Here is a 23,886-nt window from a genome sequence, read left to right on the forward strand (position 1 = left end):
ACTAATAAGTATAGGTGACTAACCTAGGCTTACTCGTCTTCCAGCTCGATGTTAATACCCAACGAGCGGATTTCTTTCAACAATACGTTGAATGATTCCGGCATACCTGGTTCCATACGATGATCACCGTCAACGATGTTCTTATACATCTTCGTACGGCCGTTAACGTCATCCGACTTAACGGTTAGCATTTCTTGAAGGGTGTATGCTGCGCCGTATGCTTCAAGCGCCCACACTTCCATCTCACCGAAACGCTGACCACCGAACTGAGCTTTACCACCCAGCGGCTGCTGAGTAACAAGGCTGTAAGAACCGGTAGAACGGGCGTGCATCTTGTCATCAACCAAGTGGTTCAGCTTAAGCATGTACATGTAACCAACAGTTACAGGACGCTCAAATGCATCACCAGTACGGCCATCAAACAACTTCAGCTGACCAGACTCTGGTAGATCACCCAGTTTTAGCAGCTCTTTGATTGATGGTTCAGGTGCGCCATCAAATACTGGAGTTGCAATAGGTAGACCTTTACGAAGGTTTTGTACAAGTGTACGTACTTCGTCATCTGTTAGTGCAGCAACGTCTACTTTCTGACGAGTATCGCCTAGATCGTAAACTTTCTGTAGGAAGTTACGGAACTTGTGTAACTCCTGCTGCTCTTTCAGCATGTCGTTAAGTTTGTCACCGATACCTTTCGCCGCAAGACCTAAGTGAGTCTCAAGGATCTGACCGATGTTCATACGAGAAGGTACACCCAGTGGGTTCAGAACGATATCAACCGTTTGACCTTTCTCATCGTAAGGCATGTCTTCAACAGGGTTAATCTTAGAGATAACACCCTTGTTACCGTGACGACCCGCCATCTTATCACCCGGTTGGATGCGACGCTTAACAGCTAGGTATACTTTAACAATCTTAAGTACGCCAGGTGCTAGGTCATCACCTTGAGTGATCTTACGACGCTTAGATTCAAACTTCTTATCGAACTCAGCTTTCAGTTCATCATACTGCTCTGCAAGCTGTTCCAATTGGTTTTGTAGTGCTTCGTCGTCAAGCGTAACAGCGAATAGTGCATCGCGGTTCATTGAAGCAATCTTGTCTTCACTGTAACCCGCAGATAGCAGAAGCGTACGAACACGAGCAAGAAGACCACCCTCAAGGATCTGGAATTCTTCTGTGATATCTTTCTTCGCTTCTTTCAGCTGCATCTCTTCAATTTCAAGAGCACGCTTGTCTTTCTCAACGCCATCACGAGTGAATACTTGTACGTCAATGATCGTACCAGTCACACTACCAGGAACACGTAGAGATGAATCTTTAACATCAGATGCTTTCTCACCGAAGATCGCACGTAGTAGCTTCTCTTCAGGTGTTAGTTGTGTTTCACCCTTAGGTGTCACTTTACCAACTAGGATGTCGCCACCCTTCACTTCAGCACCGATGTAAACGATACCTGACTCGTCCAACTTAGAAAGTGCTGCTTCACCCACGTTAGGGATGTCGGCAGTAATTTCTTCAGAACCCAGCTTCGTATCACGCGCCACACAAGAAAGCTCTTGGATGTGGATAGTTGTGAAACGATCTTCCTGAACTACACGCTCAGAAACTAAGATGGAGTCCTCGAAGTTGTAACCGTTCCAAGGCATGAACGCGATACGCATGTTTTGACCAAGCGCAAGCTCACCAAGGTCTGTTGAAGGACCATCAGCAAGTACATCACCACGTGATACTGGCTCACCAGGTAGCACGGTTGGACGCTGGTTAATACATGTGTTCTGGTTAGAACGCGTGTACTTAGTTAAGTTGTAGATATCGATACCTGCTTCACCAGGGATCAACTCGTCGTCGTTAACTTTGATAACGATACGAGATGCATCTACAGACTGAACTGTACCACCACGTTTAGCTACAGCTGTAACACCAGAATCAACACCGATTTGACGCTCAATACCAGTACCTACTAGCGGCTTATCAGCACGGATAGTTGGAACTGCCTGACGTTGCATGTTCGCACCCATTAGGGCACGGTTAGCATCATCGTGTTCTAGGAACGGGATCAGAGATGCCGCCACCGATACAACCTGGTTAGTTGCAACGTCCATGTACTGAACATGGTCACGTGGGTGCAGACCTGAATCACCTTTCTGACGAGCAGTGATCAACTCGTCAGCAAATGAACCGTCTTCGTTAAGCGCGGCGTTCGCCTGAGCAATAACGTATAGACCTTCTTCAATTGCAGATAGGTATTCGATTTCTTCTGAAACTTTTCCGTCTACCACTTTACGGTAAGGTGTTTCCAAGAAACCGTAAGGGTTACAACGCGCAAATACAGATAGCGAGTTGATTAGACCGATGTTTGGACCTTCAGGCGTTTCGATAGGACATAGGCGACCGTAGTGAGTCGCGTGTACGTCACGTACTTCGAAGCCAGCACGCTCACGAGTCAGACCACCTGGACCAAGCGCCGAGATACGACGTTTGTGAGTAACTTCTGACAGTGGGTTGTTCTGGTCCATAAACTGAGACAGCTGAGAAGAGCCAAAGAACTCTTTTACTGCCGCAGAAATAGGCTTAGCGTTAATTAAATCTTGAGGCATGATTGCATCAAGATCGCCTAGGCTTAGACGCTCTTTAACAGCACGCTCAACACGTACTAGACCTACGCGGAATTGGTTTTCAGCCATTTCGCCAACAGAACGAATACGACGGTTACCTAGGTGGTCGATATCATCAACTTCACCTTTACCGTTACGGATATCGATCAGTTTACGCATAACATCGATGATGTCAGCGTGGTCTAGTGTACCTGGGCCAGTTGTCTCATCACGAAGAAGAGAGCTGTTGAACTTCATACGACCAACAGCAGACAGATCGTAACGATCTTCAGAGAAGAACAAGCTTTCGAAAAGTTGCTCTGCTGCTTCACGTGTTGGTGGCTCGCCAGGGCGCATCATGCGGTAGATTTCTACCAATGCACTTAAACGGTCAGTTGTATTGTCGATACGTAGTGTATCTGACATATAAGGACCGTGGTCTAGATCGTTCGTAAATAGAACGTCGATAGACTTGTGACCCGCCTGAGATAGAAGTGCTAATGCTTCCAGGCTTAATTCCTGGTTAGCCGCGACAATCAGTTCACCAGTATTTTCATCGATGTAATCACGTGATGCGATCTTGCCAACGATGTATTCAACAGGTACTTCGATGTGATCAACGCCGTCTTTGCCTAATTGGCGAATGTGACGAGCAGTGATGCGACGACCTTTCTCTACGTATACAGTGCCGTTTGCTTCGATATCAAAGCTTGCAGTTTCACCACGTAGACGATCCGGTACCAACTCCATAACAAGAGACTTGCCTTGAACTTCGAAATGAATTTTTTCGAAGAACATGTCAAGGATCTGATCTGTTGTGTAGTTAAGTGCACGAAGGATGATAGACGCAGGTAATTTACGACGACGGTCGATACGTACGAATACACTATCCTTAGGATCGAACTCGAAATCCAACCATGAACCACGGTAAGGGATTACACGAGCGTTATATAACACTTTACCTGAGGAGTGGGTCTTACCCTTATCGCTGTCGAAGAAGACACCCGGGCTACGGTGTAGCTGGGATACGATAACCCTCTCGGTACCGTTAATAACGAATGTACCGTTATCTGTCATGAGCGGAATTTCGCCCATGTAAACTTCTTGTTCTTTAATGTCTTTTACAGTGCCAGCTAGCGCGTCTTTATCGTACATGACAAGACGTAGCTTCACACGTAGTGGAGCAGAATAAGTTACGCCACGAATCTGACATTCTTTAACATCGAAGACCGGCTCACCGAGACGATAGCTAACGTATTGCAGCTCGGAATTGCCGTTATAGCTCTGGATTGGAAAAACAGAGCGAAAGGCAGCTTCTAGACCGTAATGCCCTTCTGGATCCTGCTCGATAAATTTTTGGAAAGAATCAAGCTGGATCGACAGCAAGTATGGAGCTTCCAAAACTTGCGGACGCTTACCAAAATCCTTACGGATACGCTTTTTCTCGGTATAAGAGTAAACCATAGGTTCCTCAGATCGCTGATAAGTGATCCAAACTACCCCAAAACAAACGGGGGTAGAGACTAAACTTTGTTTATGTGTAGGAATGACCCGGTGAAATCAGGGGCATTTTTTGCTAGACAGTGGATACAAAACAAGGTGAAAAATACCACCGCCCTACAGCGCAAAAAGGCAGGTAGCAATTTGCCACCAGCCAATAGCCTAAAAGGCTAGGAAATCAAATAATGATTACTTGATTTCAACAGAAGCACCAGCTTCTTCTAGTTGAGCTTTAAGAGCTTCAGCTTCAGCTTTCTCAACGCCTTCTTTTAGAGGTGCTGGAGCGCCGTCTACTACAGCTTTAGCTTCTTTAAGACCTAGGCCAGTTGCGCCACGTACTGCTTTGATTACAGCAACTTTGTTAGCACCAGCAGCAGTTAGGATTACGTCGAATTCAGTTTGCTCTTCAGCTGCGTCTGCAGCTGCGCCGCCTGCTACAACTGCAGCTGCAGCAGTAACACCGAACTTCTCTTCCATAGCTTCGATTAGTTCAACAACTTGCATTACAGACATTTCTGCAACTGCGTCTAGGATTTGCTCGTTAGTGATAGACATAACAATTCTCTTTAAAAGTCAACAATAAGTTTAAATAGTAATCAGATAAAGCTTTGCAATTAAGCAGCAGCTTCTTCTTTCTGATCACGTACTGCAGCGATAGTACGTACAAGTTTACCAGCAGACGCTTCTTTCATGCACATCATTAGGCGTGCGATAGCTTCGTCGTAAGTTGGTAGAGTTGCTAGTACTTCAACGTTTGCAACAGCGCCTTCAAATGCAGCTGCTTTGATCTCGAAAGATTTGTTCTCTTTAGCGAAGTCTTTGAAAAGACGCGCTGCAGCACCTGGGTGCTCGTTAGAGAAACCGATTAGTGAAGGACCAACGAAAACGTCTTTAAGACATTCGAAATCAGTACCTTCAACTGCACGGCGTGCTAGTGTGTTACGAACAACTTTTACGTATACGCCAGCTTCACGAGCTTGCTTACGTAAAGTAGTCATCGCACCCACAGTAACACCGCGAGAGTCAGCAACAACAGCAGAAAGTGCACCGTTGGCAGCTTCGTTGACTTCAGCAACAATTGCTTTTTTGTCTTGAAGATTTAATGCCATTGGATTTGCTCCTGGATTGTTTTACACCACTCACTGCCAAAATAGCAGGAGAGTCTTACGGCGCAGATCCAAGAAAGACATACATCAATCATGTTCTGGCACCGTCTACGTAGGTGAATTATTAAGTTCCGAAGAACGCCTACGGTCTTTGACGGAGGCTAACTGCAAGCAATTAGCCCCAGCCACGAATTCGGAAGCGACAAATTATACACTAACTTATCGCTTCTGCAAATTATTACGCTACGTTAGTTTTCAGAGAGTTCTGATCTAACGCTACGCCTGCACCCATAGTAGTAGAGATGCTTACTTTCTTAATGAAAGTACCTTTAGCTGAAGAAGGCTTAGCTTTCTTCAGTGCAACTAGAAGAGCTTCTAAGTTCTCTTGTAGTTGAGCGGCTTCAAAGTCCACTTTACCGATAGTAGTGTGGATGATGCCGTTTTTGTCGTTACGGTAACGAACCTGACCCGCTTTAGCATTCTTAACTGCTTCAGCAACGTTAGGAGTTACAGTACCAACTTTAGGGTTTGGCATAAGACCGCGAGGACCTAGGATAGTACCTAGTTGACCAACAACGCGCATTGCATCTGGAGATGCGATAACTACGTCAAAGTTCATTTCGCCTTTCTTAACTTGCTCAGCAAGATCTTCCATACCCACTAGATCAGCACCAGCTTCTTTAGCAGCTTCTGCGTTTGCACCTTGAGTGAACACAGCAACACGGATATCACGACCAGTACCGTTTGGTAGTACAGTTGCACCACGTACGTTTTGGTCAGATTTACGTGCATCAATGCCTAGGTTAACAGCAACGTCAACGCTTTCATTGAATTTAGCAGTAGCTAGTTCTTTTAGAAGAGCAACAGCTTCGTTGATTTCGTACTCACGAGTAGCATCAACTTTTTCACGGATAACGCGCATGCGCTTAGTCAGTTTAGCCATCTTATTAACCCTCTACCACTAGGCCCATTGAGCGAGCAGTACCAGCAATTGAACGCTTCATAGCTTCAATATCAGCACCAGTCATGTCTGCAGCTTTAGTCTCAGCGATCTCTTGGATCTGAGCGTCAGTTACAGTACCTACTTTCTCAGTGTTTGGACGACCTGAACCAGACTTAAGGCCAGCTGCTTTAAGCAGAAGAACTGCTGCAGGTGGAGTCTTAGTTACGAACGTGAAAGAACGGTCGCTGTATACTGTGATAACAACTGGAGTTGGAAGACCTTTCTCTAGAGAGTCAGTCTTAGCGTTGAACGCTTTACAGAATTCCATGATGTTAACACCGTGTTGACCAAGTGCTGGACCAACTGGTGGACTAGGGTTTGCCATACCAGCTGCAACTTGCAGCTTGATGTAAGCTTCTACTTTTTTAGCCATTGCTATTTACCTAAATTTGGGTTCAAACGTCTATTTTTAAACAAACAGACTCCCCGTCTAACGAAAGGGCGCGAAATTATAGCTTAATTCCACGCCCCTGACAATACAACTTGAACAGAATTTGATCAGTTCTTTTCTACTTGACCGAACTCTAGTTCTACTGGTGTTGCACGACCAAAGATCGATACAGAAACCTTAACACGGCTCTTATCGTAATCAACTGATTCAATTGTACCATTGAAGTCAGCAAATGGACCGTCAGTCACACGTACCACTTCACCTGGTTCAAATACTGTCTTATGAACAGGAGACTCACTAGCTTGCTGTAGACGGTTAAGGATCGCGTCCGCTTCTTTATCAGAAATCGGAGCAGGACGATCAGATGTACCGCCAATGAAGCCCATAACACGTGGAATACTGCGTACTAGGTGCCATGTTTCGTCGTTCATTACCATGTTTACTAGCACGTAACCTGGGAAGAACTTACGCTCGCTCTTGCGGCGCTGGCCTGCACGTACTTCTACTACTTCTTCAGTAGGTACAAGAACTTCATCAAAGTGCTCTTCCATACCGTGCATTTTGATATGCTCGCGCAGTGACTGTGCAACTCGGCCTTCAAAACCAGAAAAAGCCTGTACTACATACCATCGTTTTTTTGGAGCTTCGCTCATGAATTCTTACCTCACACGCCGGTAACTAGGCGCACTAAACGGACCATAATGCCGTCGATACCCCAAAGGGCTAACGCCATCACTACAGTGACTGCTAGAACGATAAAGGTTGTCTGCGTAGCTTCCTGACGAGTAGGCCATACCACTTTGCGGACTTCCATGCGCGACTCACTTGCAAAACGAATCGCGGCTTTACCTTTTGCTGTAAATGCAGCAGTGATCCCAGCAACAGCTACAAGAGCAATTACTGCAGATGTACGCAGCACAACAGAAACATCACTGTACAGGTAATTACCAACCACAGCAGCAGCTAGCAAAGCAAAAACTACGACCCATTTCAGGCCATCCATTTTGCTTTCGCTTTCTTGGTTTTCGGCATTCGCATTCATACAACCAACCTGTAACTAGTCTTTATTTAGACGAAAATAACCCCGCTATTGCGAGGTCTTAGATGAAGGAAAAGGAATAACCCTTTAATAACATTAGCAAAAAACTTCATCCCACGAAATTTCATTTCTGACACTTGAACAAAAAACACACGTTTTTATATTAAAGTGTAGAAAAAGGGCATCAAATGATGCCCTTTTTTGTGTACTGTCGTCAAATTAAATTCGACGGCTTTGCAGCAACTTATGCAAGGATAGTTGCAACAACACCAGCACCAACTGTACGGCCACCTTCACGGATAGCAAAACGTAGACCTTCGTCCATCGCGATAGGAGCGATTAGAGTAACAGTCATAGAGATGTTATCACCAGGCATTACCATTTCTACGCCTTCTGGTAGCTCGATAGTACCAGTTACGTCAGTTGTACGGAAGTAGAACTGTGGACGGTAACCTTTGAAGAATGGAGTGTGACGACCACCTTCATCTTTAGACAGAACGTAGATTTCTGAAGTGAAAGTTGTGTGTGGAGTGATTGAACCAGGCTTAGCTAGAACTTGACCACGCTCAACTTCGTCACGCTTAGTACCACGTAGAAGAACACCAACGTTCTCACCAGCACGGCCTTCGTCAAGAAGCTTACGGAACATCTCAACACCAGTACAAGTAGTCTTAGTAGTTTCTTTGATACCTACGATTTCTACTTCGTCACCTACAGTGATGATACCTTGCTCAACACGACCAGTTACAACTGTACCACGGCCTTGGATTGAGAATACGTCTTCGATTGGAAGGATGAACGGACGATCGATCGCACGCTCTGGCTCTGGGATGTAAGAATCTAGAGCTTCAGCTAGTTCAACGATTTTCGCTTCCCACTGCTCTTCGCCGTTTAGAGCGCCAAGTGCAGAACCTTGGATTACTGGACAGTCATCACCTGGGAATTCGTACTCAGATAGAAGTTCACGAACTTCCATTTCTACTAGCTCTAGTAGTTCTTCGTCATCAACCATGTCACACTTGTTCATGAACACGATGATGTAAGGAATACCAACCTGGCGACCAAGTAGGATGTGCTCACGAGTTTGTGGCATTGGACCGTCAGTTGCAGCAACAACTAGGATACCACCGTCCATTTGAGCAGCACCAGTGATCATGTTTTTAACGTAATCGGCGTGTCCAGGACAGTCAACGTGTGCGTAGTGACGAGTTGGAGTATCGTACTCTACGTGAGAAGTAGAGATTGTGATACCGCGCTCACGCTCTTCTGGAGCGTTATCGATAGATGCGAAGTCACGAGCAGCACCACCGTACACTTTAGCAAGTGTAGTACAGATAGCAGCAGTTAGAGTAGTTTTACCGTGGTCAACGTGGCCGATAGTACCAACGTTAACGTGCGGTTTTACGCGTTCGAATTTTTCTTTAGACATGGATAGTCCCTCTGGGCACGGTATTAAGTGGCATTACGACCACACAACCAAACATGGGTTTGTTGAGTATATAACAAATGGATGAATTAGGACTTGAGAGTGGTGCTGATAGGCAGATTTGAACTGCCGACCTCACCCTTACCAAGGGTGCGCTCTACCGACTGAGCTATATCAGCACACAAGAAATGTGGAGCGGGCAGCGGGAATCGAACCCGCATCATCAGCTTGGAAGGCTGAGGTAATAGCCATTATACGATGCCCGCAATCTTGTTTCTCGTAGAGCTATTCAAACATTTGAAAATGGTGGTGGGGGAAGGATTCGAACCTTCGAAGGCAGTGCCGGCAGATTTACAATCTGCTCCCTTTAGCCACTCGGGAACCCCACCGAAATTCTTAAAACTGGTGCCGACTACCGGAGTCGAACTGGTGACCTACTGATTACAAGTCAGTTGCTCTACCTACTGAGCTAAGTCGGCGTTAGTGGTGCGCATTCTAGATAATGATTATTTTTGTTGCAATACCCTAATTCGTTTTTTTTACTGTTTTTTTTCTAATTGTCGTAAAAATGGGCATTATCGTTGCTTCGCATACAAAGCAAGACCTTCAAGCACCAATTCAGAGCGATGATAAAAATCGTTACACCAGGCTTTAGGTAAGTGGCGTACTCCCCCTCCACACAAGATCACTGCTGGCGATTCACCGAGCTCTTGTTCTGCTTGTTTTAGACCAAATTCAATTAAGCCCACTAGTGCAGCACGGCAACCATTTTTCAAACCATCAGCCGTGTTATCGGCAAAGACTAATGACTCACTATGATCACGATCAGAGAAGACTTTAGTAGTATTTTCTAATACTGATTTCATCATTAATTGATAACCAGGTACTATCCAACCACCAAGGTGCTGCCCAGTCTCGCTCATGACATCAAATGTGAGTGCAGTACCAATATCAACAATCACCGTAGGTTGTTTAAAATGTTGATGAATAGCCACAAGCGTTAACCAACGATCGATACCAAGATATTGATACTCTTTATAGGCGTTTGTAACACCAAAATCTTCACGCGCTGTTTTAACTTGAATGACTGGAATATTTGCCAATTGTGCTATGCGCTGAATGGTGTTATCGACCTCTACAGGTCCAACGCTTGCAAACACAATTCGCTCAATATCCCCTTCAATTAGCGGTTGAAGTACAAGCTCCAGCTTTTGGCTTGGGTACTTACCAATTTGTTCGATTTGTTCGTCTTTTGTTAGTAGAGCAACTTTGACATACGTGTTGCCCGCTTCAATTAATAATTGCATTAACAACCTCTAAGGCTGATTTCACCACCGATATAAGGTGTCACACCCTCATCAGTTTCTAATAACAATGCCCCTTGAACATCAATTCCACGAGCAATCCCTTCTATGGTTCGCTCGCCAATTAATAATTTCACAGGACGATTTAAAAAGTTATCGATTTTATTCCAACGCTCAACAAAACCCGTTAAGCCCTGCTGTTCATAATCAATCAATGTTTGTGTTAAATGAGCAATCAATTGTGCTGCTAATTGATTTCGAGAAGGGAGATTATCGCAAGCCTGTGCCAGATTGGTCCAAGCTTGAGTTATTTCAGCCTGCTCTTTAATAGGCATACTGACATTAAGACCCATACCAATCACCAAATGAGCAGCATCACCAGCCTGCCCTGTCATTTCAACTAAAATACCTGCGAGCTTTTGATCTTTATAATAAATATCGTTAGGCCATTTTACTCGAACATCAGGCGCACCGAGTTGTTGAAGTGTTTCAGCGATTGCGACACCAACGACCAAACTCAACCCCATCGCTGCAGCCATACCTGCATCTAATCGCCAGTAAATAGACAAATAAAGATTACTGCCAAACGGAGATAACCACTGTCTACCACGACGACCGCGCCCAGCTTCTTGATACTCCGCTAAGCAGACACTACCGCTAGGTAACTGACCAACTCTATCAAGTAAGTATTGGTTGGTAGAATCAATAACTGGGATCAACTCAAGATGCGCACAATCACTTTTAGTAAGAATGCTTTCTTTATTGAGTAATTCAATGGGAGAGGCAAGACAATACCCTTTGCCTTGTACCCGAAAGATATCTAGTCCCCATCCTTGAATAACTTTGATCTGTTTTGCGATCGCGGCTCTAGATATTCCAAGTGCTTGGCCAAGCTTCTCACCAGAGTGAAATGAACCATCAGCAAGCAATTGGATCAATGCTAAACGTGTCGCGTGCTCTTTCATTGCAGCATCTCTGTCAGGTTCGTTTCAGCATTATGTGCTATAAAGCGTACTTCATGCTCAAGAGAAACACCGAACTTAGCCTTTACAGTATCAACAACATACTGTGCTAAATGAAGTACATCATTGGCAGTTGCGTCGCCTGCATTGGTTAATACTAATGCTTGCTGTGGGTGAACTTTTGCACCACCAATCTGGTGCCCTTTCAAACCGCATTGATCAATCAACCAGCCTGCGGCTAACTTACAATGTTCACCATCAACAGGGTAATTAGGCATTGAAGGGTAATCAGCCAGTAAACGTGTTCTTTCCGCTAAAGAGATAATTGGGTTTTTAAAAAAACTGCCCGCATTACCTGTTACTTTAGGATCTGGTAATTTTTCTCGGCGGACAGCACACACCTCATCAAAAATCTCTTTTGCTGTAACAGTATCAAGAGAAAACTTTGCTAACGGACCGTAACTGATTTGTGGTGACCAAGCTTTCGTTAATCGAAAACCAACAGCGGTAATAATATGATCGTCTTTTAGCTCTCGTTTGAAAATCGAATCACGATAGCCAAAATTGCACTCGTCAGCCATCAAGCGCTTTGATTCACCCGTTTGAACATTTAGTACATCAACATAATGGCAGACATCTTTTATCTCAACGCCATACGCGCCAATGTTTTGAATAGGAGATGAACCTACGCAGCCAGGAATAAGGGCTAAATTTTCAAGGCCATTAAAACCATTATCAACGGCCCAAGAGACTAATCCGTGCCAGTCTTCGCCGCCACCGACATGTAAATCAACGTATTCAGCGTTATCAACCACATCAATACCTTTAATACGGTTCAATACAATAACGCCTTGGTAGTCTTCACAAAAAAGTAAGTTACTTCCTTGACCAACAACTAACTTGGGTACTTCCTGATATGTTTCGTCTCGCCAAATAGCAAGAAAATCTTCAACACTTGATGCTTCAATAATGTACTTTGCTGATACATCAATCCCAAAGGTGTGATAAGGCGCTAACCCACTTTCATGTAAAACTTTCATGTTAATCCACAACCAAATCTTTATACTTCTTACTACGAATTCGACCTATTTTACCTGATCACATCTAACAACGCAGTGTTTTCCCATGAATGAAATCATTTATCGTCAACTCGATCCCATTCGTCTCCCTGTTGTAAATAGGATCTATAAAGACTTTTACCCAGCAGGAAAAGCTAAACGCGATGAGTCTATCTGGGTCGCGGAGTCTAACAATAGTATCGTTGCAAGTGTCAGATTTAAAAGCATTGATGATGTACAACTGCTGACCAGTATGCTCGTTATCCCAGAATATCGATTAAAAGGCATTGCTAATGAACTAATCAAAGCAAGCCACAGTCAAATCATGCAGAAAACTTGTTATTGTTTTGCATTTCAAGAACTAGAGAAGCTATACCAAAAGTCAGGTTTCGTAACCATTGAAGCAGAAGCACTACCTAATAATATTAAGCAGCGCTTTTTTCGCTATGCTAACAGTGGTAAGCATCTTATTCCTATGTTGTTTATTGAAGACTCTCATTGATAAGGTTTGGAAAAACATATCTCAGAGGTAGATAGACTGACTTTACTGTTTTTCTGGTATAATTCATTTCTTAATAAAAATTCATCTACTTATAGATCGTGAAAACGAGGCGATAATGGATTCAGCTATTGCTAACAGGCAGCGCATTGAGCAGTTGCCATGTATTGCGCACAAGCCCGAGAATTTAGAAACTCTTTTTGATGCTAATTCATTTAGAGAGCGTCTATACCAAGAAATAAAATCCGCAAAAAAACGTATTTATTTGGTTGCGCTTTACCTACAAGATGACGAAGCAGGAAGAGGCGTGCTTACCGCTCTATACGAAGCGAAGCAACATAATCCAGAACTTGATATAAAAGTGCTAGTTGATTGGCATCGTGCTCAGCGTGGATTAATCGGTGCTGCACAATCTGATGGTAACGCAGCGCTCTATCGCGAATATGCGGAAAAGTACACACATAAAATCGACGTATTAGGCGTGCCTGTTAGAAATCGTGAAGTTTTTGGTGTACTACACCTTAAAGGCTTCGTTATCGACGATAAAGTCATATATAGCGGTGCAAGCTTAAATGACGTTTACCTCGCACAGCATGATCGATACCGTTACGACCGCTACCATGTTATTCAGAATGAAAAGCTAGCCGATAGTATGGCGCAATTCATTACAGATACACTTGTTTCAAGTGAAGCTGTAAATTGTTTAGCACAAGCAGATCGTCCCGATACAAAATCATTGCGTACAGCCATTCGCGATCTGCGCTCAGAACTTCAACAAGCCACTTATCACTTCGAAACCGATGAAATTGCGAGTGATGAAGTAGGTTTAACGCCGTTAATTGGTCTAGGTAAGCGAAAGAACAAACTAAACCAAGATATCTGTACTCTTATTGCAAGTGCACAATCAGAATTGACGATTTGTACGCCTTACTTCAACTTTCCACGAAGCGTAAGCCGTGAAGTAAAACGCGCTTTAAAACGTGGAGTGAAAGTGACGATCGTTGTTGGTGATAAAACAGCTAATGATTTCTACATTCCACCATCAGAGCCGTTTAAAACGATTGCTGGATTACCTTACCTTTATGAAGTGAACCTTCGCAACTTTGCTAAGCACAATGAAGCAGCTATCGCTCATCGCCAATTAGCTATCTACTTGTGGAAACATGACAATAATAGCTTCCACCTAAAAGGTATTTGGGTTGATCGAAAGTACATGCTGGTAACAGGTAATAACCTAAATCCACGTGCTTGGAAGTTAGATCTAGAAAACGCGATTCTTATTCACGATAAGCACCAACTACTTGCAGAGCAAAAGCAAAAAGAATTGGATTGTATCTTGGAACATACACAGCTTATCGGTAGTTATAAACAAATCGAAAAAGTAGATAGTTATCCAGTACAAGTAAAGAAACTGATCACACGTATTCGTCGCGTAAAAGCCGACCACATACTCAACCAAATCCTTTAGAGCTCTTCATCTATCATCACTGTGGTAAACCCTATTACAGTGATGAATCTCTTATCTATATATTTATATTACGTCTACTGTAGGTCTGTAGGTCTGTAGGTCTGTAGGTCTGTAGGTCTGTAGGTCTGTAGGTCTGTAGGTCTGTAGGTCTGTAGGTCTGTAGGTCTGTAGGTCTGTAGGTCTGTAGGTCTGTAGGTCTGTAGGTCTAGTTTGCCGCAGCAAACGATTTTAGAAAGAGAGAAACGAAAAAAGGCCCGCTCATAAGAGCGGGCCTTTCTAATTTGAAGCCTGGCGATGTCCTACTCTCACATGGGGAGACCCCACACTACCATCGGCGCTATTACGTTTCACTACTGAGTTCGGCATGGGATCAGGTGGGTCCATAACGCTATGGTCGCCAAGCAAATTCATTACAATCTTGAAAAGCTGATTCTCAAACACACGTTCAAGTGTTCTTGGAGTCCGTATAAAACCCCTTGGGTGTTGTATGATTAAGCCTCACGGGCAATTAGTATCGGTTAGCTCAATGCCTCACAGCACTTACACACCCGACCTATCAACGTTGTAGTCTTCAACAACCCTTTAGAGACCTTAAAGGTCTAGGGATGACTCATCTTGAGGCTCGCTTCCCGCTTAGATGCTTTCAGCGGTTATCGATTCCGAACTTAGCTACCGGGCAATGCGTCTGGCGACACAACCCGAACACCAGCGGTTCGTCCACTCCGGTCCTCTCGTACTAGGAGCAGCCCCTCTCAATCATCCAACGCCCACGGCAGATAGGGACCGAACTGTCTCACGACGTTCTAAACCCAGCTCGCGTACCACTTTAAATGGCGAACAGCCATACCCTTGGGACCGACTTCAGCCCCAGGATGTGATGAGCCGACATCGAGGTGCCAAACACCGCCGTCGATATGAACTCTTGGGCGGTATCAGCCTGTTATCCCCGGAGTACCTTTTATCCGTTGAGCGATGGCCCTTCCATTCAGAACCACCGGATCACTATGACCTGCTTTCGCACCTGCTCGAATTGTCATTCTCGCAGTCAAGCGGGCTTATGCCATTGCACTAACCTCACGATGTCCGACCGTGATTAGCCCACCTTCGTGCTCCTCCGTTACTCTTTGGGAGGAGACCGCCCCAGTCAAACTACCCACCAGGCACTGTCCGTAACCCCGATAAGGGGCCCACGTTAGAACATCAAGCATACAAGGGTGGTATTTCAAGGACGACTCCATAACCGCTAGCGCGATTATTTCACAGTCTCCCACCTATCCTACACATGTAGGGTCAATGTTCAGTGCCAAGCTATAGTAAAGGTTCACGGGGTCTTTCCGTCTAGCCGCGGGGACGCAGCATCTTCACTGCGATTTCAATTTCACTGAGTCTCGGGTGGAGACAGCGTACTCATCATTACGCCATTCGTGCAGGTCGGAACTTACCCGACAAGGAATTTCGCTACCTTAGGACCGTTATAGTTACGGCCGCCGTTTACCGGGGCTTCGATCAAGAGCTTCGACCGAAGTCTAACCCCATCAATTAACCTTCCGGCACCGGGCAGGCGTCACACCGTATACGTCATCTTTCGATTTTGCACAGTGCTGTGTTTTTAATAAACAGTTGCAGCCACCTGGTATCTGCGACTCCCGGCAGCTTAGAGAGCAAGTCTCATCACCGCTAGGAGCGTACCTTCTCCCGAAGTTACGGTACCATTTTGCCTAGTTCCTTCACCCGAGTTCTCTCAAGCGCCTTGGTATTCTCTACCTGATCACCTGTGTCGGTTTGGGGTACGATTTCTTATAATCTGAAGCTTAGAAGCTTTTCCCGGAAGCATGGCATCAATGACTTCATCACCGTAGTGACTCGACATCGTATCTCAGCCTTAAGATGGTCCGGATTTGCCTAAACCATCAGCCTACATACTTGGACCTGGACAACCGTCGCCAGGCTCACCTAGCCTTCTCCGTCCCTCCATCGCAATTATAAGAAGTACGGGAATATTAACCCGTTTCCCATCGACTACGCCTTTCGGCCTCGCCTTAGGGGTCGACTTACCCTGCCCCGATTAACGTTGGACAGGAACCCTTGATCTTCCGGCGAGGGAGTTTTTCACTCCCTTTATCGTTACTCATGTCAGCATTCGCACTTCTGATACCTCCAGCAAGCTTTACAACTCACCTTCAACGGCTTACAGAACGCTCCCCTACCCAATATGCAAAAGCACATTGCCGCAGCTTCGGTGTATAGCTTAGCCCCGTTAAATCTTCCGCGCAGGCCGACTCGACCAGTGAGCTATTACGCTTTCTTTAAATGATGGCTGCTTCTAAGCCAACATCCTGGCTGTCTGAGCCTTCCCACATCGTTTCCCACTTAGCTATAACTTTGGGACCTTAGCTGGCGGTCTGGGTTGTTTCCCTCTTCACGACGGACGTTAGCACCCGCCGTGTGTCTCCCGGATAGTACTTACTGGTATTCGGAGTTTGCAAAGGGTTGGTAAGTCGGGATGACCCCCTAGCCTTAACAGTGCTCTACCCCCAGTAGTATTCGTCCGAGGCGCTACCTAAATAGCTTTCGGGGAGAACCAGCTATCTCCGAGTTTGATTGGCCTTTCACCCCTAGCCACAAGTCATCCGCTAATTTTTCAACATTAGTCGGTTCGGTCCTCCAGTAAGTGTTACCTCACCTTCAACCTGCCCATGGCTAGATCACTCGGTTTCGGGTCTAATCCTAGCAACTATGACGCCCAGTTAAGACTCGGTTTCCCTACGGCTCCCCTAAACGGTTAACCTTGCTACTAAAATTAAGTCGCTGACCCATTATACAAAGGTACGCAGTCACCCAACAAGTGGGCTCCTACTGCTTGTACGTACACGGTTTCAGGTTCTATTTCACTCCCCTCACAGGGGTTCTTTTCGCCTTTCCCTCACGGTACTGGTTCACTATCGGTCAGTCAGGAGTATTTAGCCTTGGAGGATGGTCCCCCCATATTCAGACAAGATAACACGTGTCCCGTCCTACTCGTTTTCACTGATAAGATGTTGTCGGTTACGGGGCTATCACCCTGTATCGCGGCACTTTCCAGAACCTTCACCTAACATCAAACTAGCTTAAGGGCTAATCCGGTTTCGCTCGCCGCTACTACCGGAATCTCGGTTGATTTCTCTTCCTCGGGGTACTTAGATGTTTCAGTTCCCCCGGTTCGCCTCGTGCTGCTATGTATTCACAACACGATACGTGCTTATGCACGTGGGTTTCCCCATTCGGAAATCCCAGAGTCACAGGTTTTTACTACCTTCTCTGGGCTTATCGCAAGTTAATACGTCCTTCATCGCCTCTGACTGCCAAGGCATCCACCGTGTACGCTTAGTCACTTAACCATACAACCCCAAGAGGTTTCGTATGTTCAAACAACCAAGGTTTATGTCTCTGATAAGGAGACGTTGGTTTTTCGCCGGACTCGATACAAGACACTTGAATGTGTATTGTTTTGAGAACTCGTTTTCATCTTTCGATGAAAACTATAAATCAATCTATTCGATTGAATTTACTAGTCAGCTTTCCAGATTGTTAAAGAGCATTGTGTTTATCGTTAGATAACCACTTTTTAAAAACACTCAAGAGAATGCGTTTAAAGAGTGGTGGAGCTATGCGGGATCGAACCGCAGACCTCCTGCGTGCAAGGCAGGCGCTCTCCCAGCTGAGCTATAACCCCAACGATATAAAAGACTTAAAACCGCCACTTTCATCTGAGAGAAAGTGGTGGGTCTGAGTGGACTTGAACCACCGACCTCACCCTTATCAGGGGTGCGCTCTAACCACCTGAGCTACAGACCCAAGTCTTTTTGCGTTCTTTACTATTAACCAAGCAATCTGTGTGGACACTGCATTCAACAGTAAGTCTTTAGGTAAGGAGGTGATCCAGCCCCAGGTTCCCCTAGGGCTACCTTGTTACGACTTCACCCCAGTCATGAACCACACCGTGGTAAACGCCCTCCCGAAGGTTAAGCTATCTACTTCTGGTGCAGCCCACTCCCATGGTGTGACGGGCGGTGTGTACAAGGCCCGGGAACGTATTCACCGTGACATTCTGATCCACGATTACTAGCGATTCCGACTTCATGGAGTCGAGTTGCAGACTCCAATCCGGACTACGACGTACTTTCTGGGATTCGCTCACTCTCGCGAGTTGGCAGCCCTCTGTATACGCCATTGTAGCACGTGTGTAGCCCTACTCGTAAGGGCCATGATGACTTGACGTCGTCCCCACCTTCCTCCGGTTTATCACCAGCAGTCTCCCTGGAGTTCCCACCCGAAGTGCTGGCAAACAAGGATAAGGGTTGCGCTCGTTGCGGGACTTAACCCAACATTTCACAACACGAGCTGACGACAGCCATGCAGCACCTGTCTCAGAGTTCCCGAAGGCACCAATCCATCTCTGGAAAGTTCTCTGGATGTCAAGAGTAGGTAAGGTTCTTCGCGTTGCATCGAATTAAACCACATGCTCCACCGCTTGTGCGGGCCCCCGTCAATTCATTTGAGTTTTAATCTTGCGACCGTACTCCCCAGGCGGTCTACTTAACGCGTTAGCTCCGAAAGCCACGGCTCAAGGCCACAACCTCCAAGTAGACATCGTTTACGGCGTGGACTACCAGGGTATCTAATCCTGTTTGCTCCCCACGCTTTCGCATCTGAGCGTCAGTCTTTGTCCAGGGGCCGCCTTCGCCACCGGTATTCCTTCAGATCTCTACGCATTTCACCGCTACACCTGAAATTCTACCCCCCTCTACAAGACTCTAGTCTGCCAGTTCAAAATGCTGTTCCGAGGTTGAGCCCCGGGCTTTCACATCTTGCTTAACAGACCGCCTGCATGCGCTTTACGCCCAGTAATTCCGATTAACGCTCGCACCCTCCGTATTACCGCGGCTGCTGGCACGGAGTTAGCTAGTGCTTCTTCTGTAGGTAACGTCAAACAATGCCGCTATTAACGACACTGCCTTCCTCCCTACTGAAAGTACTTTACAACCCGAAGGCCTTCTTCATACACGCGGCATGGCTGCATCAGGGTTTCCCCCATTGTGCAATATTCCCCACTGCTGCCTCCCGTAGGAGTCTGGACCGTGTCTCAGTTCCAGTGTGGCTGATCATCCTCTCAGACCAGCTAGGGATCGTTGCCTTGGTGAGCCATTACCTCACCAACAAGCTAATCCCACCTGGGCTAATCCTGACGCGAGAGGCCCGAAGGTCCCCCTCTTTGCTCCGAAGAGATTATGCGGTATTAGCTATCGTTTCCAATAGTTATCCCCCACATCAGGGCATATTCCCAGGCATTACTCACCCGTCCGCCGCTCGCCGCCCATGATTTCCACCGAAGCTTCTATCATGTCGCTGCCGCTCGACTTGCATGTGTTAGGCCTGCCGCCAGCGTTCAATCTGAGCCATGATCAAACTCTTCAATTAAAGTTTTGTTGGTCTTTCGACCGACTCAATGAATACTGTTAATTCATCATAAATGATGAATGAATTGACTGTGCTGATACCGAAGTATCAAATTGGTCACTAGTATCATTGATAAATCTTTTGACTAATCATTCAACGAGTGCCCACACAGATTGCATGGTCAAATTGTTAAAGAACGTTGACTTTCAATGCTTTAGCGCTTTGCGCTTCAGCAAGTCAGGTGGCGTATAATACGCTTATCTGATATTCAGTCAAGACAAAATTCTCATCTTTTTAATCAGTTGGTTAAAAGTGAAAACCTTCTTTGACCTCGCTCACATTCCAATCAGTGGGAGCGAATAAAAGCCCGTTCTGATGAACGGGCTTTCTAATTGAAGCCTGGCGATGTCCTACTCTCACATGGGGAGGCCCCACACTACCATCGGCGCTATTACGTTTCACTACTGAGTTCGGCATGGGATCAGGTGGGTCCATAATGCTATGGTCACCAAGCAAATTCATTACAATCTTGAAAAGCTGATTCTCAAACACACGTTCAAGTGTTCTTGGAGTCCGTATAAAACCCCTTGGGTGTTGTATGGTTAAGCCTCACGGGCAATTAGTATCGGTTAGCTCAATGCCTCACAGCACTTACACACCCGACCTATCAACGTTGTAGTCTTCAACAACCCTTTAGAGACCTTAAAGGTCTAGGGATGACTCATCTTGAGGCTCGCTTCCCGCTTAGATGCTTTCAGCGGTTATCGATTCCGAACTTAGCTACCGGGCAATGCGTCTGGCGACACAACCCGAACACCAGCGGTTCGTCCACTCCGGTCCTCTCGTACTAGGAGCAGCCCCTCTCAATCATCCAACGCCCACGGCAGATAGGGACCGAACTGTCTCACGACGTTCTAAACCCAGCTCGCGTACCACTTTAAATGGCGAACAGCCATACCCTTGGGACCGACTTCAGCCCCAGGATGTGATGAGCCGACATCGAGGTGCCAAACACCGCCGTCGATATGAACTCTTGGGCGGTATCAGCCTGTTATCCCCGGAGTACCTTTTATCCGTTGAGCGATGGCCCTTCCATTCAGAACCACCGGATCACTATGACCTGCTTTCGCACCTGCTCGAATTGTCATTCTCGCAGTCAAGCGGGCTTATGCCATTGCACTAACCTCACGATGTCCGACCGTGATTAGCCCACCTTCGTGCTCCTCCGTTACTCTTTGGGAGGAGACCGCCCCAGTCAAACTACCCACCAGGCACTGTCCGTAACCCCGATAAGGGGCCCACGTTAGAACATCAAGCATACAAGGGTGGTATTTCAAGGACGACTCCATAACCGCTAGCGCGATTATTTCACAGTCTCCCACCTATCCTACACATGTAGGGTCAATGTTCAGTGCCAAGCTATAGTAAAGGTTCACGGGGTCTTTCCGTCTAGCCGCGGGGACGCAGCATCTTCACTGCGATTTCAATTTCACTGAGTCTCGGGTGGAGACAGCGTACTCATCATTACGCCATTCGTGCAGGTCGGAACTTACCCGACAAGGAATTTCGCTACCTTAGGACCGTTATAGTTACGGCCGCCGTTTACCGGGGCTTCGATCAAGAGCTTCGACCGAAGTCTAACCCCATCAATTAACCTTCCGGCACCGGGCAGGCGTCACACCGTATACGTCATCTTTCGATTTTGCACAGTGCTGTGTTTTTAATAAACAGTTGCAGCCACCTGGTATCTGCGACTCCCGGCAGCTTAGAGAGCAAGTCTCATCACCGCTAGGAGCGTACCTTCTCCCGAAGTTACGGTACCATTTTGCCTAGTTCCTTCACCCGAGTTCTCTCAAGCGCCTTGGTATTCTCTACCTGATCACCTGTGTCGGTTTGGGGTACGATTTCTTATAATCTGAAGCTTAGAAGCTTTTCCCGGAAGCATGGCATCAATGACTTCATCACCGTAGTGACTCGACATCGTATCTCAGCCTTAAGATGGTCCGGATTTGCCTAAACCATCAGCCTACATACTTGGACCTGGACAACCGTCGCCAGGCTCACCTAGCCTTCTCCGTCCCTCCATCGCAATTATAAGAAGTACGGGAATATTAACCCGTTTCCCATCGACTACGCCTTTCGGCCTCGCCTTAGGGGTCGACTTACCCTGCCCCGATTAACGTTGGACAGGAACCCTTGATCTTCCGGCGAGGGAGTTTTTCACTCCCTTTATCGTTACTCATGTCAGCATTCGCACTTCTGATACCTCCAGCAAGCTTTACAACTCACCTTCAACGGCTTACAGAACGCTCCCCTACCCAATATGCAAAAGCACATTGCCGCAGCTTCGGTGTATAGCTTAGCCCCGTTAAATCTTCCGCGCAGGCCGACTCGACCAGTGAGCTATTACGCTTTCTTTAAATGATGGCTGCTTCTAAGCCAACATCCTGGCTGTCTGAGCCTTCCCACATCGTTTCCCACTTAGCTATAACTTTGGGACCTTAGCTGGCGGTCTGGGTTGTTTCCCTCTTCACGACGGACGTTAGCACCCGCCGTGTGTCTCCCGGATAGTACTTACTGGTATTCGGAGTTTGCAAAGGGTTGGTAAGTCGGGATGACCCCCTAGCCTTAACAGTGCTCTACCCCCAGTAGTATTCGTCCGAGGCGCTACCTAAATAGCTTTCGGGGAGAACCAGCTATCTCCGAGTTTGATTGGCCTTTCACCCCTAGCCACAAGTCATCCGCTAATTTTTCAACATTAGTCGGTTCGGTCCTCCAGTAAGTGTTACCTCACCTTCAACCTGCCCATGGCTAGATCACTCGGTTTCGGGTCTAATCCTAGCAACTCATTCGCCCAGTTAAGACTCGGTTTCCCTACGGCTCCCCTAAACGGTTAACCTTGCTACTAAAATTAAGTCGCTGACCCATTATACAAAAGGTACGCAGTCACCCAACAAGTGGGCTCCTACTGCTTGTACGTACACGGTTTCAGGTTCTATTTCACTCCCCTCACAGGGGTTCTTTTCGCCTTTCCCTCACGGTACTGGTTCACTATCGGTCAGTCAGGAGTATTTAGCCTTGGAGGATGGTCCCCCCATATTTAGACAAGATAACACGTGTCCCGTCCTACTCGTTTTCACTGATAATACGTTGTCGGTTACGGGGCTATCACCCTGTATCGCAGAACTTTCCAGAACTTTCACCTAACGCAAAACTAGCTTAAGGGCTAATCCGGTTTCGCTCGCCGCTACTACCGGAATCTCGGTTGATTTCTCTTCCTCGGGGTACTTAGATGTTTCAGTTCCCCCGGTTCGCCTCGTGCTGCTATGTATTCACAACACGATACGTGCTTATGCACGTGGGTTTCCCCATTCGGAAATCCCAGAGTCACCGGTTTTTACTACCTTCTCTGGGCTTATCGCAAGTTAATACGTCCTTCATCGCCTCTGACTGCCAAGGCATCCACCGTGTACGCTTAGTCACTTAACCATACAACCCCAAGAGGTTTCAGTATGTTCAAACAACCAAGGTTTAAGTCTCTGATAAGGAGACGTTGGTTTTTCGCCGGACTCGATACAAGACACTTGAATGTGTATTGTTTTGAGAACTCGTTTTCATCTTTCGATGAAAACTATAAATCAATCTATTGATTGAATTTACTAGTCAGCTTTCCAGATTGTTAAAGAGCATTGTGTTTCTTTCGAACCACTTTCTAACGATTTTCGGCGACAAGAATGCGGACTTAACAAAGAAATTCTTCATTAAATCTGCGAAATCCGTGCAGAAAACTTTTAGAGAGTGGTGGGCGATACCGGGCTCGAACCAGTGACCCCCTCCTTGTAAGGGAGGTGCTCTCCCAACTGAGCTAATCGCCCACTATAGTTACTATTTGTTTTCACTTTAAAAAGTAAAATCAAACTAGCTTTCCTTCGTGGAAAGGAAATGGTGGGTCGTGCAGGATTCGAACCTGCGACCAATTGATTAAAAGTCAACTGCTCTACCAACTGAGCTAACGACCCATTGGCGTCCCGTAGGGGAGTCGAACCCCTGTTACCGCCGTGAAAGGGCGGTGTCCTAGGCCTCTAGACGAACGGGACAATGTT

13 protein-coding genes, 9 tRNA genes and 5 rRNA genes are annotated in these 23,886 nt (G+C 46.3%); 2 read left to right on the forward strand and 25 right to left on the reverse strand.

The genetic code is table 11. The features are described 5' to 3' along the window. Nucleotides 1-29 precede the first annotated feature (29 nt). The 15 genes from rpoB to murB all read right to left on the reverse strand — a co-directional run bounded on the left by rpoB (nucleotide 30) and on the right by murB (nucleotide 12,362). Nucleotides 30-4,055 (reverse strand): DNA-directed RNA polymerase subunit beta, encoded by a 4,026-nt coding sequence (gene rpoB / locus Q7674_RS20845; RefSeq protein WP_305423262.1) that lies wholly within the window; start codon nucleotides 4,053-4,055, stop codon nucleotides 30-32. Nucleotides 4,056-4,280: 225 nt separating this feature from the next. Continuing rightward, nucleotides 4,281-4,646 (reverse strand): 50S ribosomal protein L7/L12, encoded by a 366-nt coding sequence (gene rplL / locus Q7674_RS20850; protein ID WP_008986028.1) that lies wholly within the window; start codon nucleotides 4,644-4,646, stop codon nucleotides 4,281-4,283. A 59-nt stretch (nucleotides 4,647-4,705) separates the two neighbouring features. Then, nucleotides 4,706-5,200 carry a 50S ribosomal protein L10 gene (gene rplJ, locus Q7674_RS20855; RefSeq protein ID WP_008986027.1) on the reverse strand — a complete coding sequence of 165 codons (495 nt, stop codon included), beginning with the start codon at nucleotides 5,198-5,200 and terminating at the stop codon, nucleotides 4,706-4,708. A 235-nt stretch (nucleotides 5,201-5,435) separates the two neighbouring features. Continuing rightward, a complete protein-coding gene (rplA, locus tag Q7674_RS20860; protein WP_008986026.1) occupies nucleotides 5,436-6,140 on the reverse strand; it encodes a 50S ribosomal protein L1 in 705 nt (234 codons plus the stop codon). A 4-nt stretch (nucleotides 6,141-6,144) separates the two neighbouring features. Further along, nucleotides 6,145-6,573, reverse strand: a complete 429-nt coding sequence (gene rplK, locus Q7674_RS20865) for a 50S ribosomal protein L11 (RefSeq protein ID WP_008986025.1) — start codon at nucleotides 6,571-6,573, stop codon at nucleotides 6,145-6,147. 125 nt (nucleotides 6,574-6,698) lie between these two features. After that, nucleotides 6,699-7,244, reverse strand: coding sequence for a transcription termination/antitermination protein NusG (nusG, locus tag Q7674_RS20870; RefSeq protein ID WP_008986024.1), 546 nt, complete (start codon nucleotides 7,242-7,244; stop codon nucleotides 6,699-6,701). 11 nt (nucleotides 7,245-7,255) lie between these two features. After that, a complete protein-coding gene (secE, locus tag Q7674_RS20875; RefSeq protein WP_005372715.1) occupies nucleotides 7,256-7,633 on the reverse strand; it encodes a preprotein translocase subunit SecE in 378 nt (125 codons plus the stop codon). Between the two features lie 241 nt (nucleotides 7,634-7,874). After that, nucleotides 7,875-9,059 carry an elongation factor Tu gene (gene tuf, locus Q7674_RS20880; RefSeq protein ID WP_107184525.1) on the reverse strand — a complete coding sequence of 395 codons (1,185 nt, stop codon included), beginning with the start codon at nucleotides 9,057-9,059 and terminating at the stop codon, nucleotides 7,875-7,877. A gap of 100 nt (nucleotides 9,060-9,159) precedes the next feature. Beyond that, nucleotides 9,160-9,235 (reverse strand) — tRNA-Thr (locus Q7674_RS20885). 12 nt (nucleotides 9,236-9,247) lie between these two features. Continuing rightward, nucleotides 9,248-9,322 (reverse strand) — tRNA-Gly (locus Q7674_RS20890). A gap of 38 nt (nucleotides 9,323-9,360) precedes the next feature. After that, nucleotides 9,361-9,445, reverse strand: a tRNA-Tyr gene (locus Q7674_RS20895). 14 nt (nucleotides 9,446-9,459) lie between these two features. After that, nucleotides 9,460-9,535: transfer RNA gene (locus Q7674_RS20900), tRNA-Thr, on the reverse strand. Nucleotides 9,536-9,631: 96 nt separating this feature from the next. After that, complete coding sequence (locus tag Q7674_RS20905) at nucleotides 9,632-10,363, reverse strand: type III pantothenate kinase (protein ID WP_045066467.1); 732 nt, start codon at nucleotides 10,361-10,363, stop codon at nucleotides 9,632-9,634. After that, the gene (birA, locus tag Q7674_RS20910) at nucleotides 10,363-11,325 is read right to left on the reverse strand and encodes a bifunctional biotin--[acetyl-CoA-carboxylase] ligase/biotin operon repressor BirA (protein ID WP_045066466.1); all 963 of its coding nucleotides are present in this window, start codon (nucleotides 11,323-11,325) and stop codon (nucleotides 10,363-10,365) included. The genes Q7674_RS20905 and birA overlap by 1 nt, the downstream gene beginning before the upstream one ends. Continuing rightward, nucleotides 11,322-12,362 (reverse strand): UDP-N-acetylmuramate dehydrogenase, encoded by a 1,041-nt coding sequence (gene murB / locus Q7674_RS20915; protein ID WP_045066464.1) that lies wholly within the window; start codon nucleotides 12,360-12,362, stop codon nucleotides 11,322-11,324. The genes birA and murB overlap by 4 nt, the downstream gene beginning before the upstream one ends. Before the next feature lie 85 nt (nucleotides 12,363-12,447). Here murB and Q7674_RS20920 point away from each other — a divergent pair, with 85 nt between their 5' ends. Next, a complete protein-coding gene (locus tag Q7674_RS20920) occupies nucleotides 12,448-12,882 on the forward strand; it encodes a GNAT family N-acetyltransferase (RefSeq protein ID WP_305423265.1) in 435 nt (144 codons plus the stop codon). A gap of 115 nt (nucleotides 12,883-12,997) precedes the next feature. Then, nucleotides 12,998-14,347, forward strand: coding sequence for a CDP-diacylglycerol--serine O-phosphatidyltransferase (gene pssA / locus Q7674_RS20925; protein ID WP_023932105.1), 1,350 nt, complete (start codon nucleotides 12,998-13,000; stop codon nucleotides 14,345-14,347). A gap of 286 nt (nucleotides 14,348-14,633) precedes the next feature. Here the strand turns inward: pssA and rrf (Q7674_RS20930) are convergent. The 10 genes from rrf (Q7674_RS20930) to Q7674_RS20975 form a co-directional block, all read right to left on the reverse strand. After that, nucleotides 14,634-14,749: ribosomal RNA gene (gene rrf, locus Q7674_RS20930) — 5S ribosomal RNA — on the reverse strand. A gap of 85 nt (nucleotides 14,750-14,834) precedes the next feature. Then, nucleotides 14,835-17,724: ribosomal RNA gene (locus Q7674_RS20935) — 23S ribosomal RNA — on the reverse strand. A gap of 259 nt (nucleotides 17,725-17,983) precedes the next feature. Further along, nucleotides 17,984-18,059 (reverse strand) — tRNA-Ala (locus Q7674_RS20940). A gap of 45 nt (nucleotides 18,060-18,104) precedes the next feature. After that, nucleotides 18,105-18,181: transfer RNA gene (locus Q7674_RS20945), tRNA-Ile, on the reverse strand. A 72-nt stretch (nucleotides 18,182-18,253) separates the two neighbouring features. Continuing rightward, nucleotides 18,254-19,804 (reverse strand): 16S ribosomal RNA (locus Q7674_RS20950). 376 nt (nucleotides 19,805-20,180) lie between these two features. Next, nucleotides 20,181-20,296 (reverse strand): 5S ribosomal RNA (gene rrf / locus Q7674_RS20955). An 85-nt stretch (nucleotides 20,297-20,381) separates the two neighbouring features. Beyond that, a 23S ribosomal RNA gene (locus tag Q7674_RS20960) occupies nucleotides 20,382-23,272 on the reverse strand. The 16S, 23S and 5S rRNA genes sit together here with 5 tRNA genes alongside, the layout of an rRNA operon. Before the next feature lie 310 nt (nucleotides 23,273-23,582). Then, nucleotides 23,583-23,658, reverse strand: a tRNA-Val gene (locus Q7674_RS20965). Between the two features lie 68 nt (nucleotides 23,659-23,726). Continuing rightward, nucleotides 23,727-23,802: transfer RNA gene (locus Q7674_RS20970), tRNA-Lys, on the reverse strand. 2 nt (nucleotides 23,803-23,804) lie between these two features. Beyond that, nucleotides 23,805-23,880 (reverse strand) — tRNA-Glu (locus Q7674_RS20975). Nucleotides 23,881-23,886 lie beyond the last annotated feature (6 nt).

The sequence above is a fragment of the Photobacterium leiognathi genome, assembly GCF_030685535.1.
Classification (GTDB): Bacteria; Pseudomonadota; Gammaproteobacteria; order Enterobacterales; family Vibrionaceae; genus Photobacterium; species Photobacterium leiognathi.

Coding starts and splice junctions, on each gene's coding strand:
- rpoB (WP_305423262.1), bottom strand. CDS start 4,055: ATGGTTTACTCTTATACCGAGAAAAAGCGTATCCGTAAGGATTTTGGT.
- rplL (WP_008986028.1), bottom strand. CDS start 4,646: ATGTCTATCACTAACGAGCAAATCCTAGACGCAGTTGCAGAAATGTCT.
- rplJ (WP_008986027.1), bottom strand. CDS start 5,200: ATGGCATTAAATCTTCAAGACAAAAAAGCAATTGTTGCTGAAGTCAAC.
- rplA (WP_008986026.1), bottom strand. CDS start 6,140: ATGGCTAAACTGACTAAGCGCATGCGCGTTATCCGTGAAAAAGTTGAT.
- rplK (WP_008986025.1), bottom strand. CDS start 6,573: ATGGCTAAAAAAGTAGAAGCTTACATCAAGCTGCAAGTTGCAGCTGGT.
- nusG (WP_008986024.1), bottom strand. CDS start 7,244: ATGAGCGAAGCTCCAAAAAAACGATGGTATGTAGTACAGGCTTTTTCT.
- secE (WP_005372715.1), bottom strand. CDS start 7,633: ATGAATGCGAATGCCGAAAACCAAGAAAGCGAAAGCAAAATGGATGGC.
- tuf (WP_107184525.1), bottom strand. CDS start 9,059: ATGTCTAAAGAAAAATTCGAACGCGTAAAACCGCACGTTAACGTTGGT.
- Q7674_RS20905 (WP_045066467.1), bottom strand. CDS start 10,363: ATGCAATTATTAATTGAAGCGGGCAACACGTATGTCAAAGTTGCTCTA.
- birA (WP_045066466.1), bottom strand. CDS start 11,325: ATGAAAGAGCACGCGACACGTTTAGCATTGATCCAATTGCTTGCTGAT.
- murB (WP_045066464.1), bottom strand. CDS start 12,362: ATGAAAGTTTTACATGAAAGTGGGTTAGCGCCTTATCACACCTTTGGG.
- Q7674_RS20920 (WP_305423265.1), top strand. CDS start 12,448: ATGAATGAAATCATTTATCGTCAACTCGATCCCATTCGTCTCCCTGTT.
- pssA (WP_023932105.1), top strand. CDS start 12,998: ATGGATTCAGCTATTGCTAACAGGCAGCGCATTGAGCAGTTGCCATGT.